The 19,763-nt window shown below is 61.3% G+C and carries 16 protein-coding genes; 12 read left to right on the top strand and 4 right to left on the bottom strand.

All coding sequences use genetic code 11. The annotated features are described in order from the left end of the window. Nucleotides 1-17 precede the first annotated feature (17 nt). Complete coding sequence (locus tag F2S13_RS22195; RefSeq protein ID WP_166364838.1) at nucleotides 18-1,562, bottom strand: Fic family protein; 1,545 nt, start codon at nucleotides 1,560-1,562, stop codon at nucleotides 18-20. A gap of 256 nt (nucleotides 1,563-1,818) precedes the next feature. Continuing rightward, nucleotides 1,819-2,733, bottom strand: coding sequence for a LysR family transcriptional regulator (locus tag F2S13_RS22190; RefSeq protein WP_166364836.1), 915 nt, complete (start codon nucleotides 2,731-2,733; stop codon nucleotides 1,819-1,821). Between the two features lie 213 nt (nucleotides 2,734-2,946). Between F2S13_RS22190 and F2S13_RS22185 the strand changes: the two genes are divergently transcribed. From F2S13_RS22185 to F2S13_RS22145, 9 genes are all read left to right on the top strand, one after another. Then, entirely contained in the window at nucleotides 2,947-3,969 is a 1,023-nt protein-coding gene (locus F2S13_RS22185) for a zinc-dependent alcohol dehydrogenase family protein (RefSeq protein ID WP_166364834.1), read from the top strand. A 639-nt stretch (nucleotides 3,970-4,608) separates the two neighbouring features. After that, nucleotides 4,609-6,093, top strand: a complete 1,485-nt coding sequence (locus F2S13_RS22180; protein WP_166364832.1) for a hypothetical protein — start codon at nucleotides 4,609-4,611, stop codon at nucleotides 6,091-6,093. Then, nucleotides 6,093-7,496, top strand: coding sequence for an aminotransferase-like domain-containing protein (locus tag F2S13_RS22175; RefSeq protein WP_166364830.1), 1,404 nt, complete (start codon nucleotides 6,093-6,095; stop codon nucleotides 7,494-7,496). Before F2S13_RS22180 ends, F2S13_RS22175 begins: the two co-directional genes overlap by 1 nt. Nucleotides 7,497-7,678: 182 nt before the next feature. Continuing rightward, the gene (ycaC, locus tag F2S13_RS22170; protein ID WP_166364828.1) at nucleotides 7,679-8,305 is read left to right on the top strand and encodes an isochorismate family cysteine hydrolase YcaC; all 627 of its coding nucleotides are present in this window, start codon (nucleotides 7,679-7,681) and stop codon (nucleotides 8,303-8,305) included. Nucleotides 8,306-8,363: 58 nt separating this feature from the next. Then, nucleotides 8,364-8,768, top strand: coding sequence for an OsmC family protein (locus F2S13_RS22165; protein ID WP_166364826.1), 405 nt, complete (start codon nucleotides 8,364-8,366; stop codon nucleotides 8,766-8,768). Nucleotides 8,769-8,781: 13 nt separating this feature from the next. Then, a complete protein-coding gene (locus F2S13_RS22160) occupies nucleotides 8,782-9,732 on the top strand; it encodes a pirin family protein (RefSeq protein ID WP_166364824.1) in 951 nt (316 codons plus the stop codon). Nucleotides 9,733-9,937: 205 nt separating this feature from the next. Then, complete coding sequence (locus tag F2S13_RS22155; RefSeq protein WP_166364822.1) at nucleotides 9,938-11,440, top strand: aldehyde dehydrogenase family protein; 1,503 nt, start codon at nucleotides 9,938-9,940, stop codon at nucleotides 11,438-11,440. A 48-nt stretch (nucleotides 11,441-11,488) separates the two neighbouring features. After that, nucleotides 11,489-12,409, top strand: coding sequence for a LysR family transcriptional regulator (locus F2S13_RS22150; protein WP_166364820.1), 921 nt, complete (start codon nucleotides 11,489-11,491; stop codon nucleotides 12,407-12,409). Continuing rightward, complete coding sequence (locus F2S13_RS22145; RefSeq protein WP_166364818.1) at nucleotides 12,409-13,314, top strand: LysR family transcriptional regulator; 906 nt, start codon at nucleotides 12,409-12,411, stop codon at nucleotides 13,312-13,314. The genes F2S13_RS22150 and F2S13_RS22145 overlap by 1 nt, the downstream gene beginning before the upstream one ends. A 63-nt stretch (nucleotides 13,315-13,377) precedes the next feature. Here F2S13_RS22145 and F2S13_RS22140 read toward each other — a convergent pair whose 3' ends face one another. Then, entirely contained in the window at nucleotides 13,378-14,037 is a 660-nt protein-coding gene (locus tag F2S13_RS22140) for a carbonic anhydrase (protein WP_166364816.1), read from the bottom strand. A 62-nt stretch (nucleotides 14,038-14,099) separates the two neighbouring features. Continuing rightward, nucleotides 14,100-14,570, bottom strand: coding sequence for a cyanase (gene cynS, locus F2S13_RS22135; protein ID WP_166364814.1), 471 nt, complete (start codon nucleotides 14,568-14,570; stop codon nucleotides 14,100-14,102). A 119-nt stretch (nucleotides 14,571-14,689) separates the two neighbouring features. Between cynS and cynR the strand changes: the two genes are divergently transcribed. From cynR to F2S13_RS22120, 3 genes are all read left to right on the top strand, one after another. Next, nucleotides 14,690-15,619, top strand: a complete 930-nt coding sequence (gene cynR, locus F2S13_RS22130) for a transcriptional regulator CynR (RefSeq protein WP_166364812.1) — start codon at nucleotides 14,690-14,692, stop codon at nucleotides 15,617-15,619. Between the two features lie 161 nt (nucleotides 15,620-15,780). Beyond that, on the top strand, nucleotides 15,781-17,439 hold the full coding sequence (locus F2S13_RS22125; RefSeq protein ID WP_166364810.1) for a VRR-NUC domain-containing protein: 1,659 nt from the start codon (nucleotides 15,781-15,783) through the stop codon (nucleotides 17,437-17,439). Then, a complete protein-coding gene (locus F2S13_RS22120; RefSeq protein WP_166364808.1) occupies nucleotides 17,436-19,691 on the top strand; it encodes an ATP-dependent DNA helicase in 2,256 nt (751 codons plus the stop codon). The genes F2S13_RS22125 and F2S13_RS22120 overlap by 4 nt, the downstream gene beginning before the upstream one ends. The last annotated feature ends 72 nt before the right edge of the window (nucleotides 19,692-19,763 follow it).

Here is a 19,763-nt window from a genome sequence, read left to right as displayed (position 1 = left end):
AGACGTGAGATCGAAGATCACTCTTCGCCGCTCCCCACTTCACGTTCTTCGAATGCGGAGCGCACGGCTTCCACAATACGTTCCGCCCGGTGAGCGTCGTCCAGCTGCGGATAGACTTTCTTCAATTTGTCAGATACCTGCCACCCATTTTCCTTGAGAGAGCGAATGATGCGGCTCGCGTCCTGATCCGGCATTTCTACCACCTCTTTGAGCCGCTCCTGGGCGCGCTGGAAAATGACCAGCACACGGGCCTCATCGGCCATCTCGGTACGGACCGTATGCGCCACGACCTGTGCCGTGTACAGGACGTGTTCAGTCAGGTCGGGATAGCGCCATGCAAATTGCGCATCCTCGTAATCATCGAAGACCAGGTTGCTCGGGGTGCCATCCTCGTAGACGACGAGTTCGCCAAACCGATAGGACGCTGCGTAACGTTGCATGAATGGCCGCGAAAACACCTCCAGTGTACGATCGTAGCGCGCCCGAAAATCGATCGAGCTCGTGATGGTGGCCGACACCGGCAGGATCACGCCATCAGGCACCGCCTTGTCGCGGATGAGGGTGTCGTTGATCAGGAAGCGATGGATCCGTCCATTGCCGTCCCGCATGGGATGGATATATACAAAGGCGAAGGCGATGGCCGCAGCTCGAGCCAGCGGTTCGGCGCCTCGTGTTGCCAGCTCGAATGCTTTCAGGCCCTCAAGCAGTTGCGCCAGCACCTCAAATTGCGGCGCAATGTAGTGCACGATGTCCTCGCGCATAGTCGCCTGTCCTATGAAGACCGGCGAGTGCCGCAGGCCCAGTCCGAAGGACTCATGACCCAAAATACCGGCTTGCAACGTGTGTAGGCTATCGTTGCTCAACGGATCCTTGATATGGCCACAGTACTTGGCGATCACGTGAGCAAACCGCTGGATCCTGTCGGCTTGGTCTGCCTCTTTCTCAATCAGAAAGCTCGCACGCGACTCCTTGAACGTCAGCCAACTGGCCGTGCGCATCAGGATGTCGGCACCAAAGGTCTGGTTCAGCTCGCGCAGTGCCGCATCCAGGTCAAATTGCAGCGCTTGTTGCACGGTATCGGTACGGCGGACCAGGGGGCAGAACTCCGGCACGCCGGGCAGATTGTCGTTGATGCGCCAGCGCCGTATCCGCAGTGGCTTAACGCGGGTCAGGTACTGCTGCGACGAAACGGCATCGACATAGCCGCCATTGGTCACATCTGGCACATCCAGATGCTGTCCGGTTAACCACTCGTACAGGAATCCGGTGCGGCGGGCATATTGGCCAAAGGGCGCTTGCCGGCACCAGGCTTCGATGGGCTCTGGGCCAACAGCCGCAAACAGACGAGCGAAAAACTCGAGGTGAATTTCTTCGTACTTGAGCCCAAACTCGAAATGCCCCGCGAAATTGTCCACCGGCTGGTAGCTGGCGGGATACTTGTTCTCGACGTGTCCGTCACTCTCGCGACTCATCCGTGTCGTACCGATCACCGACTCGACACGTAGGGGTTGTGCAAGCGCGATAGCGTAGCGATCGGCGAGTGCTTTGAAGCCTACTTGCATTGTCGGATTCCCTAGCCAGAGCAAAAAAATGATAGCCAGAAGGGGATAGTACGCGAAAACGATAATTTGGTGGGTGCGAAAACGCTAACTTTCACTTGAATTTATTAACGAAAGAGCCTTTCTCGCCGAAAACGATAAAATACTGAGGCGCCCCCCGTTGGACACTTGCCCTTGAGTCAGCGTCAGGGGGCCACAACGCTTTGATGGGAGAAAGCGTATAGGGCTGTGCTTGCCTTGCCGCCCAACGATGTGGCAGTCAAAGACTATCCGGATCCCCAAAGAACATCTGAATCCGCGACCGCAACCACCGCTCCCCCGGATCATTGTCCTGCGACCCCCGCCAGGCCATGTGCAATTCGAAGGACTGCACCTCGATCGGCAATTCCTCGGCCCGCACACCGCCGGCGGCGGTCAGGGCATCGGCGGTGTAGTCGGGTACGGTGGCGACGATGTCGGTGCCCGACAGCAGGGTGCTGAGCCCGTTGAATTGGGGCACAGCCAGCACCACATGACGCTTGCGGCCGAGTTTATCCAGCGCTTCGTCGATGAAGCCGCTCAGGTCGCCGGCAAACGACACCAGTGCATGGGGCCTGGCGCAGAACTCGTCCAGGCTCAAGGCGCCAGGCATGGTATCGGCGCGCAGCAGTTTGGGTCTGCTGCGGCGCAGTACCTTGCGCTTGGCATTGGCCGGCAGGTCGGCGGTGTAACTCACGCCGATGGAGATTTCCCCGGAAGCCAGCAATGACGGCATCAATATATAGTTGACGCGCCGCACCACCAGGACGATGCCGGGTGCTTCGGCGCGCACCCGCTTGAGCAGCATCGGCAGCAGGGCAAACTCGGCGTCGTCGGACAGGCCGATGCGAAACACCGCGGTGCTGGTGGCCGGATCGAAGTCGGCAGCGCGGCTGACCGCGGTGGAGATGGAGTCCAGGGCGGGCGAGAGCAGGGCGAAGATTTCCACCGCCCGGGCCGAGGGCTCCATGCTGCGGCCGGTGCGCACGAACAAGGGATCGTCGAACAGGCTGCGCAAGCGAGACAATGCTGCACTGATCGCCGGTTGGCCAAGGAAGAGTTTTTCTGCCGCGCGCGTTACGCTGCGCTCGTGCATCAGGGTTTCGAACACGATCAGCAGGTTCAGATCGACGCGACGCAGGTCGTTACGGTTCATCTGGTTCGCTTCGCTGGAGTGTCAGGAATGGGGCTTGGCATGAATATTACGGGCAAAGGCTGTTACCCTGCACCGGAAAATTTGTGTTTTAGCCCAGTAAAATGGATTTGCAATCAATGACAGGCATGTCGACTATTAATAGCCACTGATGGTCTAACGGTAAAAGCCCGGATAGAGTTCAGGGTATTAGAGGTTCATTTGACGAGGTTTGTGATGTCGCGCACGATCCGTTTTCACAAGTTTGGCCCTGCCGATGTGCTCAAGTGCGAAGAGCAGGCACCTGCCCACCCCGCACCCGGCGAGGTGCAAGTGCGCGTCGAAGCGATCGGCATCAGTTGGTATGACGTACTCTGGCGTCAGAACCTGGCGCCGTCGCAAGCTCACCTGCCTGCGGGCCTGGGTCAGGAAATGGCGGGCATCGTGACCGCGGTGGGCGAGGGCGTGGACGACCTGGCCGTGGGCGACAAGGTGGCCAGCTTTCCGGCCGAGAGCCCGAACCGGTATCCGGTCTACGGTGAAGTGATCGTGCTGCCTCGTGCGTCCCTGACGCGCTACCCGGATATCCTTACCCCGCTCGAGGCCAGCGTGTATTACACACCGTTGCTGGTTGCCTATTTCGCTTACATGGACCTGGCGCGGGCCAAATCCGGTCAGTTCGCTCTGATCACCGATGCCAGTCATTGTGCCGGCCCTTCGTTCGTGCAGTTGGGCAAGGCGTTGGGCATCAAGGTCATCGCGGCGACCAAATCGGCTGATCAGCGCGAGGATCTGCTGTCGTTGGGCGCCGACAAGGTCATCGTCACCGAGGAACAGGATCTGCTCATGCAGATCAAGAAGTACACCGACGGGCGCGGGGTCGACATGGTCCTGGACGGCCTCGGCGGCCCGCAGATGTCGCTGCTCGGCGATGCCCTGGCACCGCGCGGCAGCCTGGTGCTTTACGGCCTGCAAGGCGGCAATCAGACGCCGTTCCCGGCCTGTGCGGCGTTCCAGAAGAACATCCAGTTCTACGTGCATTGCCTGGGTAATTTCACCGGCAAGCCGGAACTGGGCATTACCCAGGACAAGGCCGCCCTGGAGCGGGCGTTGCGCGAGATCAACCAGATGACAGTGGACAAGATCCTCGTGCCCCAGGCCACTCGGGTTTTCCCGTTCGAGCAGTTCGTCGAGGCGCATCGTTACATGGATAATTGCCCATGCGGTGCCCGTGTCGCATTGCAGGTTGCCCCGGCCTGAATGGCCATAGCCCCGACACAGGGCTCGCAACGCTGCTGTTTTGCAAAAACGCCAAGGTTGACTACCTTGGCGTTTTTTTATGTGCAGACTATTCCGCTTCTGTTTTCGGAAATTTCCTCTTGGTTATTCATGGCATATAAACCGGTTCCTCCGCTATTTTGCGTTCTATAAAACTTCACGTTCCTCTTTCATCCCAATGCCCTGATTTGAAGAATAACTGAACTGGTTTTTTACTGGATTCTGTATCTTTTAATCACTGCGCAAGTGCCGATAATGGCTCGTCCATCGTCATTTCCATGGAATGAGACATGATCGTACTACCAGTTCGCACATCGTGCTGCCAATGCCCGGATCTGCTTGGGTGTGGGACCGGCATACGCCAGAAATCAGGCCTGGAGCAGGTACCGATACTCCCGTTCTGGTGTTTGAGCGGCAGAAGATAGAACACTGAATAGTTGTAGGAAGTTGTTGGAAACTTCCTAGGAAGTCGCAATTAAAATCGACCATTTCTGTCAAGAGTGGTTTGTGCGGCGAGGTGTATTCAATACCTTGTTCGTTGCTCCCTGTGTGCTGGCAAAGGTTAATTTGCGTTGCACTACTGTACCGAGCGTAACCGTCATTGGATGTCAGGTAAAAGTTATGAGCGAGACTCACGATCAGGCCATGAAGAACGTCTATCACCAGGTATTGCAGCGATTGCTCGGCCATCTCTCCATTGCCCAGAAAACTGCACTGCACCAGCTGATACAGCGTCTGATCGTTGCCGCTGGCGGAGTGGAACGCATCGGTGGTTTACGCATCATGATGGCTTATGGGGGGGGCAAGGACAGTTCCCACGCACTGGCCTTCATGCGCGCAGCCCAATTGAGTATCGCCGCTCGTGCGCCGGATACTTTCGCACTGCGCGTGGCGACGTGTCGCCATGCCGGGATGACCTCGGCGGTGCTGGGCAACATCCAGCGTACCTATCACGCCTTGTTTGCCGATGACGACCCGAGGGTGGAAGTGCTGGTGGTCGACGACCACCAGGTTTTGGCCTTCGACGCCAAGGCGCGTCTTTCAATGGCGGCCTCGAACGCCAATCGCATGGATCTGCTGATGGCCGGGCACCTGACCACGGGCGACGCCCGGGCCATGTTCTGCAATAGCTGCTATTTGAACCTGGCGGACTTCTATCGGCGCATCATCGCCTGGGAGGGCGGCGTCGATCTGGTGATCTGTACCGATCCGCCGGCCGAGCAGGCCAGATACCTGGCCTGGGGTAGACGCGTCTTGCGCGATGTCGGGCTGTTGCAAGGCGGCGAAGCCTTGCGTGAAGGTGCCTTGCTGGAGCAGTTCGATTCCCTGGGGCATGCTTATTATCAGCAATTGCATGGCGACAATTACCAGGGGGCGGAGCCGTTGCCCAGCCAGGCAGCCGAGCCGCGTTTTTTGTCCATACATGATCTGGTGCACACACCTGAGCCGACCAAAAGCAGCTTGCTCACCGAGTTTCTGGGGTTTCGCTTTGCCGAACTGGCGTTCGCGTTCAGTGAGTCCGATTGTGCCAACCCCTTGTTGATGGCCCATATGCGCGGGCTGCGTGCGCAGTTCGTGCACAATCGCGATTACCGTGATGGTATCGACGAGTACCTGCAACTGGCCGAGGCCATGATGCAGCGCAAGGGGATGCCTGCCGGGCTGATCGAACAAGCCCTGGCAGCCTATGAGGACGAGGCTGGCTTGAAGCAACGGCGCCAGTTGGCCGACGATTTTTCGCAACAGGCCTATGGCTTGAGTGAGGCGCAGCTGGTTTGCCTGCTGTTTACACCATTCGTCAACCAGGGTCAGGACCTGGAGGCCTTCCTGCGGCGCTGTCATCCGGGCATGCTGGTTGCCTTGCCCTATCTGCACAAGGCACTGCGCGGGGAACCAGCGCCAGAGCCGGTGCTGCAATGGCTGACCGATATCAGTGGTTTGCCCTCGCAGGCTCTGCAGCGCCTGTACGGCATGCAGCGGGCGGACAGCCTTGACCGCAGCTCGCTGATCGTCAGCGTGCGCGCCAGTGATCCGGATACGTCACGCATCAGGTCCCGTGACCCTCGTACCGGAAAAATGACCTTCGAGCGTGTTTCCGGTCGCTGATGAACAAGCAACGGAAAAACGGTTTCGCCTATCAGGCGGTCTATCGCTACTTGTCCACCCTGGTCAATGAAGTGACGCCGGGAACGCGGAGAAAACTGCCGTCGTTGCGCGATTTGTCCCGGCGCTTGAAGGTGTCCATCTCAACCATTCAATACGCCTACTCCTTGCTGGAAAGCGAAGGGCGGATCTATTCGGTCGCCAAATCCGGGTACTTTGCCCAGATGCCTGGCAACAGGCGGGTCTGCCAGAGCGAAAAGGACCTGCTGCAGACCCTGCAATACCATGCCAATCGGCCGGATATGCTGGTGTTGAGTCATGTCGAACCATCGGCGCTGTTGACCCTGGACAACACCTTGCTGATGCTCGAGCGTGAATTGCTCAGGCAGAATCCGCGCTGGCAGGGCAACCTCCGGCAGCCCTGCGGCGAGCTTGAATTGCGAGCGGCACTGGCGGCGCGCTATACCCGTTCGGCGCAGTGCTATTGGTGCGCCGATGACGTCTACATCGGCGTCGATGTGCGGGCCGTGCTGGAAATCATGTTGTCTGCCCTGGAGCTGCGCGGCAGTACCGTGCTGGTGTCGTCGCCTTGCTCGTGGATGGTGTTGCGGGTCTTGCAGGCGGCGGGCCTGCGCATTATCGAGCTGCCGTTGTGTCAGGCCGGTCGCCTGGACCTGGAGCAATTCAAGCAGCTGTTGCGCAGTGAACCGGTGCGCCTGGTGTTGCTGTGCTCCGGCATCAATGCACCCCAGGGCAGCCTGATGCCCGAATCGGACAAGGAGGCCATTGCCGGGTTGCTGGAGTTTCATGGGGCATGGCTGCTGGAAAATGACCTGGATGGCGAGTTCTGTTTCGTCGACGAGCCGGGACAAAAGCTGCGTGATCTGGTCAACCCCGAACGCTTGCTGGTGTTTTCTTCCCTGGAGCGCATCATCGGCCCCGAAGCGCCCTATGGCTATCTGCTGTCCCGGCATTTCAGCGCAGAGCTGCAGCGGCACTTCCTGTTGCGTTCCTTCCGCATGCCGCCGATTCGCCAGAGGGCCATTGCACGCTTATATCGCAAGGGGCGGATCGACCTTCATCTGCAGCAGATGCGCCTGCACCTGCAGGAACGCTTGCATGGCCTGGCCGGGCAGTTGCAGGAACACCTGGGTGAACAGCTGAAACTGAATCTGCCAATGGGGGGGGCTGGGCTCTGGGCCCAGGCCCGGGAGCCGGTGGAACCCAGGCGGGTCTTCGAGCGTTTGCTGGAGCAGCGGATAGTGATCGCCCCTGGTGAGGTGTTCAGCCTGCAGGGGCTGCATCGCCAATGCTTTCGTCTGGGCTTCCCCCAGGACGGTCGTCAGGACCTGGACTGGGCGCTGCGGGTCTTCGGCGAGGTCTTGCGCCAGGAACGGCTGGGCTGAGCGCCGTTCCATATTTGAGACTCACCCGCTCAGATTCACGCCTACCGCAGCCCTGGCGCAGGGACTACCTTAGCGACCACTGGATGTCCGCAGTGAACCTGTGGCCGAAATTCAGGAGTGGGCTAAGGTCAATACCCAGGCTTTGCCTCTGTGCCGTCCCCGTTTCCTAAAGGAGTATGAAAATGTCCAACGCCTACAAACGTCTCGACAAGGATCAAGCGGCCGTATTGATGGTTGATCACCAGACAGGCCTGCTGTCTCTGGTGCGCGATATAGAACCGGACAAATTCAAGAACAATGTGTTGGCACTGGCCGATCTGGCCAAATACTTCAAGTTGCCGACCATCCTTACCACCAGCTTCGAGAACGGCCCGAACGGTCCTTTGGTGCCGGAGTTGAAGGCACAGTTCCCCGATGCGCCTTACATTGCACGACCCGGCCAGATCAATGCCTGGGACAACGAGGATTTCGTCAAGGCCGTCAAGGCAACCGGCAAGAAACAACTGATCATCGCCGGTGTTGTCACCGAGGTCTGCGTGGCGTTCCCGGCGCTCTCGGCCATCGAGGCCGGCTTCGATGTATTTGTGGTGACCGATGCGTCGGGCACCTTCAATGAAATTACCCGGCACTCGGCCTGGAACCGTATGTCCGAAGCCGGTGCACAGTTGATGACCTGGTTCGGGCTGGCCTGCGAGCTGCACCGCGACTGGCGTAACGATATCGAAGGGCTGGGTACCTTGTTCTCCAACCACATCCCGGACTACCGTAACCTCATCACCAGCTACTCCACACTGACCGCTGGCAAGTAATCGGCTCGCCGGAGGCTGGGCATTACCAGCCTCCAGCGGCACACAAAGGAGCGAGTTCATGAGCGAATCGGTTGTACGCGCCGTGCAGGATGGCATTCCCTATCAAGTAACGCTGAGCGACGGCGTGCATCAGTGGCTGGCGGACGAGAGCGCCCAGTTGGGCGGTCAGGATACCGGCCCCAATCCGCACCAGTTGCTGTTGTCGGCGCTCGGGGCCTGCACCGCCATCACCCTGGCCATGTATGCCCAGCGCAAGGAAATCCCGCTCAAGGGTATCGACGTCCGCTTGAATATCCTCAAAGAAGAAGGGCGCCCTGTCGTCCATACTGAAATAGCCCGCTCGATCACCTTGAACGGGAACCTCGATGAAGCGCAGCGTCAACGCCTGCTCGAGATCGCCAACGTCTGCCCGCTGCACAAGCTGCTCAGCGGCACGGTCCAGATCAACAGCCAACTGACCTGAAAGAACCACGACCATGAGCAACCAGGAAACCCATTGCCATCTCTCGACCTCTTCGGATTGCCCGGTAGAAGAGGGGCGTCGGGCAATACAGCGCATCGCCGCCCGCACCGCCGAAGTCGGTGGCGGTATCCCCGTCAGCCGCGCAATGCCCTCGCGGCAACGGCGCAAGATCGGCGCCTGGTGTTTCCTCGATCATGCCGGCCCCGCGGTATTCGAGAGCCAGGGCGGCCTGCGTGTGGGGCCGCATCCGCATATCGGCCTGCAGACCTTTACCTGGATGATCGAAGGCGAGGTGTTGCACCGCGACAGCCTGGGCAATGTCCAGGTGATCCGGCCGGGCCAGGTCAACCTCATGACCGCCGGACGAGGCATTACCCATACCGAAGAGTCGCTGCCGGAAGAACATCACCTGCACGCGGCACAGTTGTGGATCGCCTTACCCGAGTCAGACAAGCATTGCGATCCGGCCTTCGACCACTATCCCGACCTGCCGGTGTGGACCCAGGACGGGCTGCAGATCACCCTGCTGGCCGGCAGCTTTGCCGGAAGAACCGCACCGACCCGGCTCTATTCGCCGCTGGTGGGGGTGGACCTGGCCAACCCGGGCGCCATTGATACCGGCCTGATCCTCGATCCGGCATTCGAATACGGGGTGCTGGTGCTGGAAGGCGAGCTGGAAGTCAACGGGGAACGCTTCGCCAGCGACGAACTGGCTTACCTGGGGCGTGGCCTGAAGGATATACAGCTCAAGGCAGCCGGGCCCAGCCGGGCACTGTTGCTGGGTGGCGAACCCTTCGAGGAAGAAATCCTCATGTGGTGGAATTTCGTCGGCCACGACAAACAGGAAATCGCCCAGGCCATGGAGGACTGGAGCGGGCTGAACCTGGAGCGCTTTGGCGATGTGGCCGGGTACGACGGGCCACGGCTGGTGGCGCCGGCGCTGCCCTGGCGGCAGGTTGGCTAGCCGGCTACCTCGTTACCTCGTTCCCACGCTCCGCGTGGGAACGCATCCAGTGACGCTCCGCGTCGCACTCGCAGGCACGACGCAGAGCGTCAACCCCTGCATTCCCACGCAGAGCGTGGGAACGAGTAAGGGGCAGTTGAATGATGACTGTCATCCTGGTTTGTTATACATTTTCCGGCCCCTCCACTGTGCGTGAGCCCGGATCATGTCCCATCAGCTCGAACGTCTTGTCGCCGGCACCCAGATTCCTTTCGCCGGTAATCGTGTATCTGTCGTTTCCGAAGAACTGGCAGCGCGTTTTCGACCCGGGGATCATTTGTTGGTCGAACAGCGCAGTGGCGATTTACTGTTGATACCGGTTGCCGACCAGCAGGCGGCGGCCACGGCGATCGACCGGGCAGGTGCGGCGTTCACGGCCATGGCCGAGGTTTGCGACCAGGCCATCAGCCATTTTTTCGATCTGTTCGCCCAGCGTCTGGAAACCGACGCCTGCTGGTCCGGCATCGAGGCTGCCAATACCGCGGACCTGCAACGGGCCAAGTCCCGTGGTCGTTCCACCACTCGATTGCTTGCCGACCAGCGCATGCGCCGCGACATGATTGCCGGCCTGCGCGCCTGGCGCGACGCCCCAGCCTCCCGTGGCAGGGTGGTGGACTGCATCGAGCATGATGGCTGGAAGGTCGAGCAGGTGATTGCGCCGCTGGGCATCGTCGGCTTTGTCTTCGAAGGGCGCCCAAACGTGTTTGCCGATGCCGCCGGCGTGTTGCGTACCGGCAACACGGCGGTGCTGCGCATTGGCAGTGATGCGCTGGCCACCGCGCAGGCGATCGTGACCCATGCCCTGAACCCGGCGCTGGCTGAAGCCGGGCTGCCGGAAGGCGCCGTGGCGCTGGTCGAGAGCATCCATCACGCCGCAGGCTGGGCCATGTTTGCCGACCGCAGGCTGTCGCTGGCCGTTGCCCGTGGCTCGGGCCATGCGGTTACCCAACTGGGCAGTATTGCCCAGCAAGCCGGCACGGCCGTCAGCCTGCACGGCACCGGTGGTGCCTGGCTGGTTGCCGATGAGGGAGCCGATGCCGGCCGATTTGCGGCAGTGGTGCGCAACTCCCTCGATCGCAAGGTCTGCAATACCCTGAACGTCTGCCTGATCCACCGGGCCCGGGCCGCCGAGCTGGTGCCGCTGTTCCTCGACGCCCTGGCGCAAGCCGGCGCCGCGCAGGGGCAGGGTAGCAAACTACATATCGCCCAGGGCGACGAAAGCTGGCTGCCTGTGCAAGGCAGGACGGCCCGCGTGCAGGTTTACCGTGCCGATGGCTATCAGGACGAGGCATGGGCAGAGCCGTTGCCCGAGGATCAGCTCGGCCGCGAGTGGGAATGGGAAGAAACCCCGGAAGTCAGCCTGAAGATCGTCGACGACCTGGACAGCGCCATCGCCTTGTTCAATCGTTACAGCCCGCAGTTCACGGTGTCCTTGATCAGCGATGACGAGCAAGCCCAGGCGCATTTTTACAACGCCATCAACGCACCCTTTGTCGGTGACGGTATTACCCGCTGGGTCGACGGGCAGTACGCCCTGAACAAGCCTGAACTGGGGTTATCGAACTGGGAGAACGGTCGACTGTTCGCACGGGGGGCTATCCTCTCCGGCGACGGTGTGTTCACCGTGCGCAGCCGGATGACCCAGACGGATCTTGCGGTCAAACGCTGAGCGCTGCCGGCAATCATTGACCCAGTTTGTTCCAGGCGAGGCTGACCCATGGACAGGTTTCAGGAAATGCAGATATTTCTTGCGGTCGCCGAGGAGGAAGGCTTTGCAGCCGCGGCACGGCGCTTGAACATTTCGCCGCCCAGCGTGACCCGCGCGGTCGCAGCGCTGGAGGAGCGCATCGGTACGCGGCTGCTGTCGCGCACCACGCGCAGCGTGCACCTGAGCGAAGCGGGGCAACGCTACCTTGAGGACTGCCGGCGGATTCTGGCTGAACTCGACGAAGCCGAAGAGGCGGCGGCAGGCAGCTACACCATGCCGTGGGGGCAATTGACGGTGACGGCGCCGGTGTTGTTCGGCGAGTTGTTCGTAACGAAGGTGTTGGCCGGGTACCTGGACTTGTTTCCTGCGGTGCACCTGAATGCTTTGCTGGTCGATCGCGTAGTGAACATGGTCGAGGAAGGGGTCGATGTGGCGATACGCATCGGTAATCTTCAAGAGGCTGGCCAGCATGCCATCAAGGTCGGCGAGGTTCGCCAGGTGGTGTGCGCAGCGCCCGACTATTTCGCCAGGCATGGCAAGCCACTGCACCCCGAAGCATTGAGTACGGCCAACCTGGTCATGCCTTCGAGCAGCCAGTTGCTGAGCAATTGGCAGTTTGTAAATGCCGGCAAAGTGCTGAACTTCCGATTCGAACCACGGCTGGTGGTGACGGCCAACAAAGCCGCGATCAATGTCGCCTGCCTGGGCTGGGGCATCACCCGCGTGTTGTCCTATCAGGTGGCAAGCAAGGTGGAAAGCGGCGAACTGGAAATCGTCCTGGAGGATTTCGAACCGCCCGCACTGCCCATCCATGTTGTCTACCAGAAGGGCAACAGGGTGCCGGCGAAGATCAGGACTTTCGTTGATTTTTGCGTGCAGCAACTCAGTCAGGACGTGGCGCTCAACCCCTCGAAGAAAGTCCCACGCTGATGGATCGCTACCATGAAATGGTGGTGTTCCAGGCTATAGCGGCGCATTCGAGCCTTGCTTCCGCTGCCCGTTCCCTTGAGCTTTCAGGCCCCACGGTGGTCCGCGCCATCGCCTGTCTGGAAACGCGGTTGGGCGTTGAGCTGCTACAGCGCAGTACTCGAGGCGTGGTGCTGACCGAGGCCGGCAGCCGGTTCCTGGCCGATTGTTCGCGCATCCTCAAAGAGGTCGAAGAAGCCGAAGCCTATGCCAAGGGCTTGCACGTGCAGGCGCGGGGCAATCTGGCAGTGTTGATGCCCTTGCAGTTCAGCAGCCAGGGCATGGCGTCGATGCTGGTCGACTATCTGGACCTGTATCCAGAGGTCAGGCTGTACGCCGAGTACCATGATCGTTTTCCCAATATGCATGAGGAGGGCCTGGACGTTGCCGTGCTGGTTGGCAACCTGCCCAGCTCATCCTTGATTGCGCGCAAGGTCGGCTACGTTCGCCACGTCGTCTGCGCCAGCCCTGATTATCTCGAGGCGCACGGCGAGCCCCGGGTGCCCGCGGACGTCAAGCAACATCGCCTTATCGACACGGGCGCCAACCGCAGCTGGGCGCATTGGGATTTTCAAGAGCAGGGTGCATTGCACAGCATAAAAGCGCGTTCCGGACTCAGTTGCGCCACGGTTCAGTCGGCGATCGATGCAGCGGTGCATGGGGCAGGGCTGACGCGCTGCTTGAGTCATCAGCTTCATGAGTATCTGCAAAGCGGACGATTACGCCGCCTGCTGCAGCCCTATGAGCTGCCGGCGCTGCCGGTGCAGGTGGTTTATCGCGAAGGGCTCAAGGCTTCGATGCGTGTGCGCAGTTTTGTGGATTTTGCGGTTGGTTATCTGCGTCGGCAGCCGGCATTGAGCCTGGATTGAGCGGGTGATACCACTGGTATTGGCCCGCAGGGTGCGGGCCGGATCCATTACGTAATGGACGCTTCAAGCAACCGCTGCCACCTTGGCCGCCACAGCACAAGTCGTCGGATGCTCAGCCAGTGAAACAAAAGCCTGGCTTGCGCCATCCAGCGCCTCCACCGCCCCGGTCTCAATGTCGTACACCCACCCATGCAGGTTCAGTTGCCCTTTCTCCTGAGCCAGCCGCACGCTCGGATGGGTCTGGATGTTGGCGAGCTGGGCGATCACATTCTCCCGCACCATGGAGCTCAAGCGCGCGGCATCGGAAATGTGCTGGCGCGACTGGTTGATCACTTTCGCCGACTCGGCGTGCTGCAGCCAGCCGCTGACGGCGGGCAGGTGATCCATGCATTTGCAGCTGGCGATAGCGGTCATGGCGCCGCAGTCGGAGTGGCCGCAGATGACGATGTCGGTGACGCCCAGGACCGCCACGGCGTACTCGACCGTGGCCGATACACCTCCGGGTTGCGGGCCGTAGGAGGGCACGATGTTACCGGCGTTGCGGATCACGAACAGTTCGCCCGGTTCTTGCTGGGTGAGCAGTTCGGGCACCACGCGGCTGTCGGAGCAGGTGATGAACAGGGTGCCGGGGTGCTGCGTGGTGGCCAGGTGTTTGAACAGGTCGGAGCGTTTGGGGAAGGCTTCGCTCTGGAATTTGAGAATACCGTCAATCAGCGCTTTCATCGGATACATCCTCGCAGACAGATTCAGGGGAGGGCCCGCAACGGGTTGCGGGCCGGGGTGACTCAGAAAGGACGCAGCGGCAGGAACTTGCCGTCCAGGGTGATCACCGCGCGGGAGCCGCCTTCAGGGTCTTCGACTTTCTTGATGTCGAGCTTGAAGTTGATCGCGCTGATGATGCCGTCGCCGAACTGCTCGTGAACCAGGGCCTTGAGGGTGGTGCCGTAGATCTGGATCATTTCGTAGAAGCGATAGATCGTCGGATCCGTCGGGGTACCGCCCGGGATGCTGCCGCGCACCGGGATGATTTGCAGGCGAGCGACCTGTTCGGCATCCAGTTCGAGTTTTTCGCCAACGACGCGTGCAGCGCTTTCCGGCAGCGGGTGCTGGCCGAGCAGGGCGGCGGTCAGGTAGGCCAGGCTCAGGCCGGTGCCGTCGGTCAGGTCCTGCCAGGACAGGTTCTTGCGTGCCTTGGCATCCAGGATGGCGGTGGTCAGCGCCAGGGTCGGGTCTTGGTAAGCGTGGGACTGTTGCATGGTGTATCTCCTGTCAGGGCGGTTGCGTTTGGGTCTGGATGAATCTTGCGATCTTTAATCCATAGCGTCCAAGACCGATATACAATGCAAGCCATAAGTACTGCCTATGGGAAGGTGCCATGCTGCTCCGCCATCTCCGCTACTTGCTGGCCGTCGCCGACCACGGCGGCTTCACCCGTGCCGCCGATGCGCTGCATGTCTCCCAGCCCACGCTGTCCCAGCAGATCAGGCAGCTGGAGGATTCCCTCGGTGTCGAGTTGTTCGACCGTACGGCGCGCACGATCAAGCCCACGGATGCGGGAGCCGCCTATATCGAGTGCGCGCGCCGGGTGCTGGTCGAGCTGGAAGCGGGCAGGCGCGCGCTGCATGATGTGAAGGACTTGTCACGGGGCACCTTGCGCCTGGCCATGACACCGACTTTCATGGCTTACCTGGTGGGCCCGCTGGTGCGGGAATACACGGCGCGGTTTGCGAATATCCAGCTGCAGATTTTCGAACTGTCGATGGACGACATCGAGGCCGGGCTGGCCGATGATTCGCTCGATGTAGCGATTGCCTTCGACCAGGTCAGGAGCGCCGACATAGAATGCATTCCGGCGTTTGTCGAGACGCTGGGGGTGATGGTCGGGCCCGATCATCCGCTGTTCGAAAGTGAGCGACCTTTGCCTGCCGACGAGTTGGCGCAATTGTCATTTGCGCTGCTGACCCCGGGCTTCGTGACCCGCACCTGCATCGACGCGTTTTTCCAGGCTCAGGCAATCACCCCAAGGGTCACGATCGAGGTCAACTCGGTAAACACCTTGCTGGAAGTCATCCGTCACTCGCCGGTTGCGACCATGCTGCCGGAACCCATCGCCACGCAAAGCCGAGGGCTGCACAAGGTGCCATTGGCAGGGCAAGGACCGCAGCGTTCGGCCGCCTTGCTGCGCAGGAAGAACAATTACCACAGCGCGGCGTCTGTTGAGTTCGCCAAAATGGTGATGGGCTTGAGTTCTTTGGGGCCTGGCGGCCCAGCGCAGCCTGCGGCAGCGGCTACACCGACCGCGTGACGCCGAACCTTGTAGCCGCTGCCGCAGGCTGCGCTGAGACCCGAAGGGTCTCCCTGCGGTGTCAAATCGACAGCCAAAACTGCAGACGGTCGCCTGAGGTTGCCAGCAAGGTGTTTCTGTATGTATAACCAGTATCTACCAAACCCTGGCCTGCATTCGCTGTGACAATTCCACCGCTCGAAGATCCCTTCTACTACCTGCACAACTTCAACCGTGTCCTGGACTGGCTGGAGCCGCGCTATGCGGACCTGTTCAACGACGAAGAACGAAAGTTTCTCGCGGATTTCCGTGGTCTGGGGCAAAACAGCCAGGCCCTGCTGGTGCGCATGATCATGCGCAAGGGACCGTTGTATCGCGCCAGCAAGCTCAACTATGCCGAGATAGGTTCGACCCTTGCGGCGGCGGAGCCATTGCTGGCCTTGGGTTGGCTGGACGATCAGCAGCCCTTGAGCCTGGAGCAGCTGTTCGACGTGCTGCTCAAGCCCGAAATCGTCACCTGTTTCCGTCCCTTGCTGGAACAACCTCGCGCCAGCAAGCCCGAATTGCTGGCTGCCTTGTTGCCGCACTGCACCGAGGTCCAGCCGTGGCGGCAGTGGTGCCCGGCGATCGACGATCAGCTGTATGCACTGAAGGTTCGCGCCTTGTGCGACAGGTTGCGGCTGCTGTTTTTCGGCAATCTTTATCAGGACTGGACCGAGTTCGTCCTGGCCGACCTGGGGTTGCTGCGCTACGAAAGCGTGGAGTTCAGTAGCGAATCCCGGGCGTTGCGCAGCCGCGAGGACCTGGAGATCTACCTGGCGCTGCATGCCTGCGGTGAGCAGTTCGAGGCCGGCGTCGATGCCGATTCGATTCTCGATCAGGTGACTGCCGCCCACAGTGACAACCCCTGGCTGGAACGGCGCCGGGGCAGGTTGTTGTTTCAACTGGGGCAGCATTGCGAGCGCAGCGCCCGCTGGGAAACAGCGCTGGCGATCTATCAGGACTGCATGCACCCCGAAGCACGCCTGCGCACGGTTCGCGTGCTTGAACGCAGCGAGCAGTACGAGGCAGCCATGGCACTGGCCAGCGTCGTTGAGGCGGCGCCGCGTAATGCTGCCGAGTCTCAGCAACTGATGCGCATCCTGCCGCGCCTGCGCCGTAAACTGGGGTTGGCCGCCGAGGCAAAGTCTGACCCGGTGCCGATTTCCCGAATCGATCTGAGATTACCGCGCCCCCCGGAGGGCTGGAGCGTCGAGCAGGCCGTGCTGACGCACCTGAACGAAGCCCGGGGGCCGGTGCATTATGTCGAGAATACCTTGCTCAACTCCCTGTTCGGGCTGTTGTGCTGGCCGGCTATCTTTGCGCCGGTACCGGGGGCGTTCTTCCATCCATTCCAGAGTGGCCCGGCCGACCTGCACCACGGCGAATTTTACGAGCGCCGTGCCGAACTGTTCGCGGCCTGCCTGGCGCAGCTGGAAGATGGCACTTACAAGGCGACCATCCGTGAGCGTTACCAAGGCAAGTGGGGCCTGCAATCGCCCTTTGTGTTCTGGGACAACCTGAGCGAAGCACTGCTCGACGAGGCGCTGCTGTGCCTGCCGGCCGAACACCTGCGGCACTGCTTCGAGCGACTGTTGGGTGATATTCAGGCCAACCGTGCGGGCATGCCGGACCTGATCCAGTTCTGGCCTGAGCATAAAAGCTACCGGATGATCGAGGTCAAGGGCCCCGGTGATCGTCTGCAGGACAACCAACTGCGCTGGATCGAGTTCTGCAGCCGGCATGCCATGCCCGTCACGGTCTGCTATGTGCAATGGACAGAGCCGGGGCCGGACCCATGAGTTACCTGGTTGCCGTGCGGGCGTTGTGCGAGTTCACCGCCAAGGTCGGCGATCTGGACCTGCGCTTCACGCCATCGCCCACGGCCCAGGAGGGTATCGCCGGACACCGCCGGGTCACGGCGCGGCGTGGGCCGGGCTATCAGGCCGAGGTGGCGCTGGCTGGCGAGTACCGCCAGTTGCAGGTGCGCGGCCGGGCCGATGGCTACGACCCGGTGCTCAACCGCCTGGAAGAGATCAAGACCTACCGCGGCGATCTCGCCACCCAACCGGACAACCACCGCCAGCTTCACTGGGCCCAGGCCAAAGTGTACGGCGGGTTGCTCTGCCGTCAGCTGCAGCTGGAACAACTGAAGGTCGCCCTGGTTTACCTGGACGTCGACAGCGACCGGGAGACCTCGTTCGAGCTGCACTGCAGCGCCGCCGAACTGGAGGCTTTTTTCCAGCAGCAGTGCGAACGTTTCCTGCACTGGGCCGAGCAGGAACTGGCACGCAGCATTGAACGCGATGCCGGCCTCTTGGCCCTGGCCTTTCCCTTCGGGCAATTTCGCAGTGGCCAGCGCGACCTCGCCGAGACCGTGTACAAGGCCGTCAGCACGGGGCGATGCCTGATGGCTCAGGCCACCACGGGAATCGGCAAGACCCTGGGTACCTTGTTTCCGCTGCTTAAAGCCGTGGTGCCGCAAGGCCTGGACAAGATTCTGTTTCTCACGGCCAAGACCCCGGGGCGCGCGCTGGCCCTGGAGGCGCTCAGGCATGTCCATCAGGCCAGCCCCGGTCTTGCCTTGCGCAGCCTGGAACTGGTGGCGCGGGACAAGGCTTGCGAGCATCCGGACAAAGCCTGCCATGGCGAGTCCTGTCCTTTGGCCAAGGGCTTTTATGATCGCCTGCCGGCCGCTCGCCAGGCGGCCGTGCAGGTCCCGTTGCTCGACCAGGCCGCCTTGCGCGAGGTCGCCCTGGCCCACGAGGTCTGTCCCTACTACCTGAGCCAGGAGCTGGCGCGCTGGGTCGATGTGGTCGTCGGCGACTACAACTATTACTTTGACCTCAGCGCACTGCTGTATGGGCTGGCCCAGGCCAATCAGTGGCGCCTGGCGGTGCTGGTGGACGAGGCGCACAACCTGGTCGAGCGCGGTCGTCAGATGTACAGCGCAAGCCTTGATCAGCGCACCTTGCAGGCACTGCGGCGCGAGCCGATGGCCAGCCTCAAGAGCGCCTTGCAACGGCTCAACCGGGAGTGGAATGCCCTGCACAAGGACCAGCTCGCGCCTTACCAGGCCCATGACCGCGTGCCGGAGCGTTTTCTGCAGGCCGTGCAGCGCTGCATCGGCTTGATCGGTGACGAAATGAACCACCAGCCCGAGGGCATCGACAGCCAGTTGCTGGACTTCTACTTCCAGGCGCTGCAGTTCACGCGGGTGGCGGAATTGTTCGATGAGCATTTCCTGTTCGACGTGAGCAAGCGCGAAGGCACGGGCAAACGCAGCCTGTCGACCCTGTGCCTGCGCAATGTGGTGCCGGCGCCGCTGCTCGGCCCGCGCCTGGCGGCGGCCCGCAGCACGGTGCTGTTTTCCGCCACCCTGAGCCCGCGCCGCTTCTATGCCGATGTGCTCGGGCTACCGGCGCAAACGGCCTGGATCGACGTGCAATCGCCGTTTCACGCCGACCAGTTGCAGGTGCGCATTGCCAGCGAGATCTCGACCCGATTCAACCATCGCCAGGCCTCGCTGGCGCCGATCGTCGAACTGATCGCCGCGCAGTTCCAGGCACAGCCGGGCAACTACCTGGCGTTCTTCAGCAGCTTCGACTATCTGCAACAAGTGGCCGAGCTGCTCGCCGCGCGCCATCCGGGCATCGTGCAGTGGTCGCAGTCGCGCAACATGGACGAGGCACAACGCCGGGCGTTTCTCGAGAACTTCACCCCGGACGGTCGGGGTGTTGGCTTTGCCGTGCTCGGTGGCGCCTTCGGCGAAGGCATCGACCTGCCGGGCACGCGGCTGATCGGCGCCTTTATCGCGACCCTGGGGCTGGCGCAGTTCAACCCGGTCAACGAACAGCTCAAGCAACGCATGGGCGCGATTTTCGGCGATGGCTACGACTACACCTACCTGTACCCCGGTGTGCAAAAGGTGGTGCAGGCGGCGGGCAGGGTGATTCGCGGTCAGCAGGATCGCGGCGTGGTGGTGCTGATCGATGATCGTTTCGGCCAGGCAAAGGTGCAGCAGTTGTTCCCCGGGTGGTGGCGCTACACGTAAGTATTTTTTATCCGGGATCAGGGATAGAACGCTTCGCCTCAGGGTCAAAGTGCCAGTAAACTGCAACCCTAT

The sequence above is a fragment of the Pseudomonas akapageensis genome, from assembly GCF_011355085.1.
GTDB classification, from domain to species: domain Bacteria; phylum Pseudomonadota; class Gammaproteobacteria; order Pseudomonadales; family Pseudomonadaceae; genus Aquipseudomonas; species Aquipseudomonas akapageensis.
This window is presented reverse-complemented; position numbering and strand designations above follow the sequence as displayed.